Here is a 9,141-nt window from a genome sequence, read left to right as displayed (position 1 = left end):
TCCAGGGCAATATAATTTCAATTCCCGCCTAAAAGACGACAATATAAAAGGACCACCGCTTTGGTAGTCCTTAGATAACATATTCGAGTTACATTCCTGGAATAATCTCTTTTAAATCCTTCAGAAATGCTTTTGCTTTCTGCATTGTGCTGTTCTCCTGTAAATACGCAATTCCTTTCGGGGTAATGGCAAGCTGCTCTGTCAGTTTTATCCCTTTTATGTTTTGACCTAAAATCGGTATCAGTACAACGCCTTCGATAAATCCCTCTTCATAGAGATGTCTCAAAATATATTGCCAGTAGTCCTTCTTCACAGGAAAGTCATCTGTATCATAGCACAGATATTCTAAACTTGCCAGCTGCCCCTCTTTTAAGCAGCCGTACAGGTAAATCAAAATTCTGTAAGATATAACGAAATAATCATCTTTTGCCATTATTTTCCCCCTCATATCCCGTAGGGTCAGCCATCATGCCAACCATTTCAAGATAACCTAATGCTGGAAATGGCGCTTCCTCTCCCTTTTGTGCTGCATCTCGATTTACACTGCGCATTTCTTCAAAGAGTAATTGCCACTCCTGGCATGAAACATTTTCTTTCGTAAATGTCTCTTCAATTCTATTTATTAAATTTTCAACAGTCGTCATGCTTTCGTCTCCAATATACTTAAAATTTCCGAAAAATGTTGATATGTTTGAATATCACCAGATACTCCTATTATATCAAATGCCATATCTTCTAACAAGACCAATCGATCATAAACAGGCGTTTCAAAAAGCATTTTCGCAAAGTCTTTTTCTCCCATATTGAAGATATGTCGGATTTCCTGCAGACCATCTATCCACTCTTGATAGGCGGAGCTCTTAATTTGTATTCCGTTTTCCTTGCTAATAACCTGTGCCATCAACTCTACTGTTGCCTCTTCTATTACCCTATTCTTTCTGTAGACCAGTGAATCATAATAGCTGATAGAGCGCGCATGTAACAATTCATGAAGTATAACATGTGGACTTGATTTTCGAGAAAGTTCAATGTCGCAGTTCCATAATTTTCGAGCAGCGAATTCATCATCACATCTTACTATATTTCCGCTCCACTTACTTCCCCTTCCGACATACTTATCTATCAGATCATTTGCTGACTTCGCAAGCTCTTTTGCCTCATCAAGCGTATAGTCTGCTTCACCTGATAGCAGGCTTGTTTTAAAGTCCACTGGGGTATTTATGTTCACAAGCGATTCTCTCCACTCCGGATACGTCATATCCGCCGGTACCTGATAAGTCTTTCCATCTTCGCCCCTCGCTGCTCTCATCTCGCCTACGGTAAACTCATCGTCAAAATACGGGCAAGTGGTTGACCTGCACGAAACATGAAAGGGCTGCGCTGTAACTCCGGGTTCATACTGACTCATCGGGAAGTGTTTGCCGTTAAGCTGTTGACAAATCTCCGATGTATGAGAATCCAGCGTCGCTACAATCTCATACTCTTCCACACCCAGCTCGTTAAATGCGTCTTTCTGCGCTGCAGCACTAAAAAAGGCCTGCTCTGTCATTACGAGCCGGCCAGCTTGCACTTTTGCATTCTTGAAGCGCTTATCCACGTATTTACTTAAATTCTTGATAGCCTCATCAGGACCTTTGCCCAAGATGCATGCCCGGGTCAGTTCGCTGTGCAAATCTACTACCATCTGATTCTTCGCCTGCCAAATCCGGTCCGAGAAATTCCTTCCGTCTGCCGCCCAAGGCTTAGAAATCAGTTTTGACAGTTTTTTCTCGTCGATTGACGAGATACTCCACCCTACGCCAAAACCTCGCTGTAGCTCAAAGGCAGACCGATAATATCCCTCTTCATAGACCTTCCTTGCCATATCGTCCACATCGTCAAGGTAATTTCCAAAAGCTTTCTCCGCAGACTGCTGCACCTTTATCTTTAGCGCCTCTAATCTGCTTATGTGAAACTTTGCAGAAGCATTCTCAAGCTGCTTTACCCATTGCTGATTGATAGCGTTTTCTTTGCCATACTTTATGTATTCCTCAACAGTCCACTTGAATTCCTCCAGTTGTCCAGCGTCAAGCAGCTTTCTAGCATTTTTCATGCTAATTTCGTTGTTCTTGGCTATGCGATAAATCCATGTTTCAATATCAGCGTTGATTTCCCTGAGGGCTTTGTCAAAATACGGTTGCACACCTCTATAGGTTTCTTCACCGTATTCTCCGAGTGCCTCTTCAAGGATTTCGAATCGTTTCTGCCAGTAAGCACTATTCTTCACCACCATCACCACCAGGTTCATTTATGCTGCCAAAAGCGCCTGCATATTGCTCCATCTGCTTTTGCTGCTCTTTTTCCAGCAGTTCAAGCTCTTTCTGCGGATCTGATACCCACGGGTGATTTGCAACCAAGGTTTCTTTCGACAAAATACCCTCGCTGCCGCTAATGTTTTGAATCGTCGTAGACTCATCCATCGGCATATCTGTATTGAATACGATTTCTACATTTTCACCCTCGAAGTCTCCTTGTCCGGTATTTGCCAAATGGAGATTTATAAAATAAAGTAGTTCTTCCATTGCTGCCTGAAACTCTGTTTCCACGTCCGCTGCATCCAAATCGATGTCGTTATACATACTCTGTATATTCATCTGGTTCGGAGTGCCGGACATTCGCTCGTCCTTCGCATCGAAGCCCATGCAGTTTTCTATAATCGCTTTCTTGAAAATCTCAATTATCGCCTTGTAGTTCTCTGCGTTGACCTCTATCTGCAATGTTCTAACATCGCCTTCTTTTCCTTCCACGGTTCTGACTTTAACAGCGCCATAGGTTGCCAAATTCTGGCGAAACTCTCCCAGGTTTTCGCCGTCATAATTGACCAGCACAAGGATCGTGTTCCGCATATCCTCCTGCATATTATCCTGGAAGTTTGACAAAATCGTATTTAATCCGTCCTGCAAAGATTTGCAGTTTGCAATCAGCGGCAGTTCCTCGTCATTATACCGGAAAGGAATAAACGGTATTTTTTCCCAGTTGTAAGTCTCATCCTCGATTGCAAAGTAATTCTCGTGATACGGGGCGCAGGATACCATTTGTCCGCTGTGATACTCAAAATAGTCAATACCATTTCTCGTATAATACTCCACTTTCGTTATCTTCTCTTCTTTCCGACCGTCAAAGGCGTTTACTTCATAAACTCTGATGACGTACTCAAGCTGCGTATGATCAACATCGGACCACCCTGGAATAATCTCAAAAGGTCTAAACCTCTTCAAACACAATTCTCCGGATTCTGTATAGTGCAGGTAAATCCACCCTATGCCACAGTTTAATGCATCTTTCGTCACACTCTTTAACTGCTTAAAAAACTGCTTATTGAAGAACTGCATTAACAAGTCTACATAACTATCATTTTCGCACTGCACAGAAAATGGCTTTCCAACAAGATAGTTGGTCTTCTGTTTTACCATCTTTTTGTACTGATTGTCTATCTGCTTTGCATTCGGTAAGTTCTCAATAATCTCCAGCTTACCACCTACTCCTACTGCAGTCCTCTTCTTGTTCAGGATATCGTGCAGGCCCTCATAATAGTTCACGCCATCTAACATCATTTTAAATTTTTTACTCTGACGGAAAATCCTGATTTCGTGGGCTAAAAAAGCCGAGGTTGTTACATTGCTCCCGGCTCCCTCTGTCACAATCCTGTTTATAATATCTCTGAATATCAAAATAACACCTCACTTAATCGAAGCTGAATGTATTCGGCAGCAGTAAATCACTGATGCCGTATCGCATACTATCCATTCCGTGTGAAAATTCATGATCCGGTTTGTTGGTCAGTTTTCCGTTCTTATCCTTTTCCCAGCAATAGTTTTGAATTTCACTGTAAAACCTCGCACATCTTGGATGTATCACTATCTCATAGTTTTGAATCAGCTGTATTCCATGATTCACGCTGTCTTTCCCTTTCCTAGAAGGAATCGCATGGATTCCCTCTTCATTGAGCTCTGCAATGGACTTCGGCTCTGCGCTGTCGCAGATAATCCGCTGCCCGCCGTATCCCATATCTTTAATCTGCTGTGCAATCACTCTGTTTGTCACACCGGTCTGATACCATTCGTCGAAAATATAAATCCTCATCGCCGTGTTGTCTACCAATTCACAGACAAAGGCGTTCGGGTCAGTAAATCCAAAGTCCAAATTAAAAGCCGCTTTAATCCCCGGAACTTTCTTTATCTCTTCTAAGTCAAAATCCTCAATCCGGAATCTGTCATAAATAAGACCTTCTGCAATACCCCAATCCCCTGCACCTTCAATTCGGTAACGCCGAGGATTCTTTTCTTTCATGCTGCGAAATATATCCCTATCAGCCTCATCAAGCCACTCGTTACATTCCCACGTTGTCGTCTTTGTGAAAGTGTTCTGATCCGGTTCATCGAAGAAGCGTTTCTTCAGCCACGAAGTCGCAGACCAGGGATTGAAGGTCATTGTAATCTGCTTGAAATATCCTTCTGGCAATTCGCCACGGATAGACATATCCAGCTTATTGAAATCATCTTCGTTGGTCAGCTCGTATGCCTCTTCAATCCATACCCAGCAAAGAACTCCCGTTGGTACCGATATAGACGTAATCTTCATGCCGTCGTCTAAACCACGAAACAGTATCTTTTGTCCTGTAGGGATATACTTAATCTCCATCGGTGAAACAGTGCAATCAAAAAAACTATCAACTCCTAATTTGTTGATAGCCCATTTTAAATCACTGAATACGCTGTCACGCAGCGTCGTTTGGTATCGTCTCACGCATAAAGCATTCGCCTGCGGATACTGCATGATGGATTTAATCATCCATAGTGCTGTCGTCTTTGATTTTTTGGAACCTCGGGACCCTTTGCAAATGCGATACCTCTTTTTCGTATTCCAAAAGTCGCCATATCCGGCGCCGATTAGGTCCAGCATACTGACATCTTTACGCATCATCTGGTACGTCGTCCTTTATAATAATCGGGATTGCACCTGACAAATCAATCTTATCTTTAAACATTCCCATGTGTCTTCCTAAAAGTTCCAGGGCTTTCAGCTTATCTGCGATCTTGACCTCCCGTTCTACGCCATCATCGAATCGTTTCACTTTTATGGACTGTATCGCTGCGGTATCTTCCGCTGCAGCCATCGGCTTTACGGTCGCTGTCTCTGGATCAATCAAGTCGGTCGGATTTATAAAAGCTATCTTGGCCAGTTCTCTGATGACCCGATCTGCATTTACTCCCGTTCTTCTTGATCTTTCTGCCATAGCTTTATTTATACGCGAGGCAATGTCAGGTTTTGTTAAGTTTTCTGATCCAATTTCTTTTGCGCTGGTCGGTGAATATCCTGCTCGGATTGCTGCTTGTGTAGCATTTAAATCTATCAAGTACTCTTCTACAAAGAGTTTCTGTTTTTTCGTAAGCCCCATCAGTCTGCCTCCTTTCATGGTATAAAAAGACCCCGGGCCCGAAGGACACCGGAGTATATTCGCATAGTCTATAACAAATTATTCGTCAAGCCAATTATATTTCGATTTAATCACTCTTGATGTATTCTTAAATCTATTCATTATTTCTACATCCACTTTCGTATTACACTTTAAGCAACGATAGCTTCTTTTTGCCCCGACTATAATTTCATTTACCGTAAATAGTTTTTCATCAACTTCCCAACAACGAACACAATAGGGGCCTTCCCTGCGTCCATCTTCGTAACACTTGTATACTGCAGCACGCTTCTTATCATAACATACTTGAAAATCCTTCTCAGTAATTTGAGTTCTTTGCTCGGCAATACCTCTTACCCAACCTTCTCTTGGGCATTCCTTGATTGCAGCATCTAAACTTTGAGAGAGTTTAAACTTTAATTCATCTGGATTACTCCAAAATGCAACCAGTCTTCCATCTTTTGCTTTTGTATAAAAGTTCTCTAGCTTCTTCTTTTTTTCTATATCTGTTTCCATTTTTTCTTGTGAAAGGCTGGAGGGATTCTGATGCAGCAAAACAATAATAGGAATTTTCTTTGATACAGCATAATCATATTCTTTTTCTGTATAGCTAATCCCATCATCATCAACTGATCCATACCGTCCTGCGAGAATGAGGACATAATAATCACTCTCATCAATCACACTTTTTATATAGTTGAATTGCTTCATATCTACGGCTGGAAACATTTCCATTCCAGAAGGGAAACATTTTTTTGTTAAAACTGCATCCATTACACATCTTCGTTCAACCTGTAAATCACTATAGGTTGAACTAATAAATACTTGATACCGCTTTTCCATCATTTTGCCATCTATATTAGTTTCATTATTTGACATATGCCAACTTCTCCTTTTTCTTTTGATTATACATCCTTCGACATATTTTGCCAACAACAAAAGTGCCGCCATAAGCAGCGCTCTCGTGTCAGCAAATGTAAAAAATAAGGAGACCCATAGCAAAGAGGCTATACCAGACATTGTGAAATAAGGAGTTGCCTCCAATCTTTTTTTGAAATCTCATTGTCTCTTTGCAGTTTATACTATATCACTTTTGGAATATAAACTTCTATCAACTCTTAAAATTTTTTCGACCTCTAAAAGTGCTCTCCCATGAAGCTTGCAAGCCCACTGATACGAATAATTCAGCGCCACCGCAATTTTTTCCCAGGTCTGATTCTCTATATACCGCATATGTAAAATCTTTCGGTAGTCAGAAGTCTTTACGCCCTTGATTACTTCTTCAATCTCCCACAGCTTATGAAACGCCTGCGTGCGCTGCTCCATAATTTCTCGTTCCGCATCGGCAATCTTTACGGCCAGCTCCGCCATGCGGTCTTTTCGTCCTGAAGATTGCACACGCTCCCCATCTGTGCTGACAGTAATGCCCATGGCCAAATTCTCAAGTTCCTGCTTTTGCGATTCAAAATTTCTGATATCTACCAACGTTTCCTGATACTGTTTTAAAAACTGTTTCGCCTCCATACTACCTCCTATAAGTTTACCATTTCAGCGGATAATCCGCCGAGGAATACTTTTCACTCTCTCCTCTTCACCAAGGCACTCCAATTACGAGGTTTTAAAACTATCCTTGTATTTTCGCATCTTGATGAGAAACCGCAGCTGTCCTGCTCCCTCTTTATTTTCTCTTTCGATGATGCACTCTGTAAAAAACCAACCCGGATATAGTTTCTCGAAAATCATTCTATCCTCCGGGCAGCGTTCCATATCCTCTAACTTTTTCTTCGTCAGTTCGCGCCGGTTATCTTTAACGACAGCTTCAACTTTTTTCAGATTCGTGGATCCGCCCCAGGCTCTTTCGCCGCCAGCCTGTCTTGCCATATAAAGGCTTTTTCCCTCTACACCGTATTCGTTGTATTGAAGGCGGTCGGTATTCGCCCTCCCTTTTCCCCATGCCTTCTCTGCGACATCGCGGTCCATGCTATTGATAATCATATGTACATGGTATCTAACCTTGTTTCCGTTATTGTCCATGTTGGATATGACGTAAATGTATTTCAAAGGCTCGGTAATGCCTAATCTCTTCCTCGCCCGTTTTAGTCTGCTCACATAATTCTTGATATCTTTCATGACCTCTTCTCTGGTTGTCGGTATATTTTCCTTGTCGTAGGTCAAATCTATATATAAATCTTCTTGCGTAAAATTTAGGTGTACCTTTCTGACAAAGTTCCTTTGGGATTTTTTATCATTTAATTTTTTCTGCGCAGGTGTGCTCTCCTGAATCTTGGTTTTCCGTTTGAACTTTTTGCATCTATCTGAAACTCTAAAAATTTCTATCTCACAAAAACTTCCAGTTTCATACACTTTCTGTCTGATCATTTTCTTCTCCTTATTTAACGCCTCAGTTGTTACTATCCATTACAAGGTCGATATGCTCTACACACGAGCTCATCTTCTTTCCATTATTGACCTATAGGTATGCCTGGGACTGCTTTTAGGGCTTGTCCCAGGCTTGTTTCTTCTTATATATAATGTAGGTTTAAATCAATTCTTCGTTTAGAATGACTTTTAACTTTTCAACTTCTTCCCTAGTCAGACCGGCTCTTCTCTTGGGTGTTCCGTCCGGGGCAAAGGTTCTCACTTCGTAGACCGGCGCTTTGCCGAACCATTCTGCTTTGATGAAATGCTTTACATTGCCTTTCTGGTCTTCTCCGACTACGCCGTAGTCTTCAATGATTTTTACATTGATTTTCTTTTCCATCTGATTTCTCCTTACTTCATATATATTTGGATATTTAGTTCCGTTTTAGCTTCTTCTTTTAAGCGGGACAAAATGGTCTCAACGTTATGCAATAGGTGCATTACTTTCGCCATGCTTTCTTCCGCCGCTTTAATCTGGTGCGGGCTTATGCTTCCGCGTGCCGCGCTTAAGGTCAGCTTCTGCAGTTCCTCATGCACTTGGCTGGTGCTATATTTAAGGCGTTCTGCTTGGTCATATAGCTGCGCTGCGCAGATCATGATTTTTTCTTGGCTGTTCATATGGTCCTCCTTCGTTAAAACGGTACATCATCTTCTATCGGCTCAAATCCACTCGGTATTTCCGGCCGTATCTCTGCCATACTGGTTTGTCTTGTCTTTTCACCCTGAGGCTCTTGGCTCTGCACATTTCTCCGCGGTCTGTCGCCCCACTCTAAAAATTCTACTCTGTCTGCTACAACATCTGTTGTGTAAACAGTGACGCCGTCTTTGTTCTGATAGCTTCCGGTCTGGATTCTACCCTGAACGCCGACTAATCTGCCCTTTGCCAGATACTTTTCACAGTTCTCTGCCTGCTTGCCGAAAACGGTTACACGTGGAAAATCTGTCTGTTTCTCTCCGCCGGCTCTTACAGGTCTGTCAATGGCAACATTGAATGTTGCAACTGCCATCTGTGTGCTTGCGGTATATCTGACTTCCGGGTCACGGGTAAGTCTTCCGATTAGAACTACACTATTCATCTGCCGTCTCCTTTCAGTGCGCAGTTTGTGCAAGCCTTTAATATGCCCGGCATTTTTCGCATTAAGATTCGAGCTTGTCCTGATTCCCAGCAAGGCGCGCCGCATATAGGGCACACCGCCGGTTTCCAGTCATTATGCCTTGGTGACGGTACGTTTTCTTTCAACGGCAGCATCAAAATGTTATTCATT

13 protein-coding genes are annotated in these 9,141 nt (G+C 42.2%); all 13 read right to left on the bottom strand.

Going from position 1 to position 9,141, the window contains the following annotated elements; genetic code table 11:
• Positions 1-88: 88 nt before the first annotated feature.
• On the bottom strand, positions 89-433 hold the full coding sequence (locus V1225_RS05930; RefSeq protein WP_251616216.1) for a YjcQ family protein: 345 nt from the start codon (positions 431-433) through the stop codon (positions 89-91).
• A complete protein-coding gene (locus V1225_RS05925; RefSeq protein WP_338547835.1) occupies positions 420-644 on the bottom strand; it encodes a hypothetical protein in 225 nt (74 codons plus the stop codon). Before V1225_RS05925 ends, V1225_RS05930 begins: the two co-directional genes overlap by 14 nt.
• Complete coding sequence (locus tag V1225_RS05920; protein ID WP_338547833.1) at positions 641-2,266, bottom strand: minor capsid protein; 1,626 nt, start codon at positions 2,264-2,266, stop codon at positions 641-643. The genes V1225_RS05925 and V1225_RS05920 overlap by 4 nt, the downstream gene beginning before the upstream one ends.
• Complete coding sequence (locus V1225_RS05915) at positions 2,256-3,710, bottom strand: phage portal protein (RefSeq protein WP_338547830.1); 1,455 nt, start codon at positions 3,708-3,710, stop codon at positions 2,256-2,258. The genes V1225_RS05920 and V1225_RS05915 overlap by 11 nt, the downstream gene beginning before the upstream one ends.
• Before the next feature lie 13 nt (positions 3,711-3,723).
• Complete coding sequence (locus tag V1225_RS05910) at positions 3,724-4,962, bottom strand: PBSX family phage terminase large subunit (protein ID WP_338547828.1); 1,239 nt, start codon at positions 4,960-4,962, stop codon at positions 3,724-3,726.
• Complete coding sequence (locus tag V1225_RS05905; protein ID WP_338547826.1) at positions 4,952-5,437, bottom strand: terminase small subunit; 486 nt, start codon at positions 5,435-5,437, stop codon at positions 4,952-4,954. Before V1225_RS05905 ends, V1225_RS05910 begins: the two co-directional genes overlap by 11 nt.
• Before the next feature lie 78 nt (positions 5,438-5,515).
• Complete coding sequence (locus V1225_RS05900; RefSeq protein ID WP_338547824.1) at positions 5,516-6,334, bottom strand: DUF4062 domain-containing protein; 819 nt, start codon at positions 6,332-6,334, stop codon at positions 5,516-5,518.
• Between the two features lie 198 nt (positions 6,335-6,532).
• Positions 6,533-6,979, bottom strand: a complete 447-nt coding sequence (locus V1225_RS05895) for a DUF1492 domain-containing protein (RefSeq protein WP_338547822.1) — start codon at positions 6,977-6,979, stop codon at positions 6,533-6,535.
• An 84-nt stretch (positions 6,980-7,063) separates the two neighbouring features.
• Complete coding sequence (locus V1225_RS05890) at positions 7,064-7,834, bottom strand: hypothetical protein (protein ID WP_338547821.1); 771 nt, start codon at positions 7,832-7,834, stop codon at positions 7,064-7,066.
• Positions 7,835-7,994: 160 nt separating this feature from the next.
• Entirely contained in the window at positions 7,995-8,216 is a 222-nt protein-coding gene (locus V1225_RS05885) for a hypothetical protein (RefSeq protein WP_338547819.1), read from the bottom strand.
• A gap of 11 nt (positions 8,217-8,227) precedes the next feature.
• The gene (locus V1225_RS05880) at positions 8,228-8,494 is read right to left on the bottom strand and encodes a hypothetical protein (protein ID WP_338547817.1); all 267 of its coding nucleotides are present in this window, start codon (positions 8,492-8,494) and stop codon (positions 8,228-8,230) included.
• Between the two features lie 14 nt (positions 8,495-8,508).
• A complete protein-coding gene (locus tag V1225_RS05875; protein WP_338547815.1) occupies positions 8,509-8,952 on the bottom strand; it encodes a single-stranded DNA-binding protein in 444 nt (147 codons plus the stop codon).
• Entirely contained in the window at positions 8,949-9,140 is a 192-nt protein-coding gene (locus tag V1225_RS05870; protein WP_338547813.1) for a hypothetical protein, read from the bottom strand. Before V1225_RS05870 ends, V1225_RS05875 begins: the two co-directional genes overlap by 4 nt.
• Position 9,141: the final 1 nt, after the last annotated feature.

Origin of the sequence: Emergencia sp. JLR.KK010, assembly GCF_037018265.1 — a bacterium.
GTDB classification, from domain to species: domain Bacteria; phylum Bacillota; class Clostridia; order Peptostreptococcales; family Anaerovoracaceae; genus Senimuribacter; species Senimuribacter intestinalis.
Note: the sequence above shows the minus strand (reverse complement) of the source record. Positions and strands in the feature narration are given on the sequence as shown.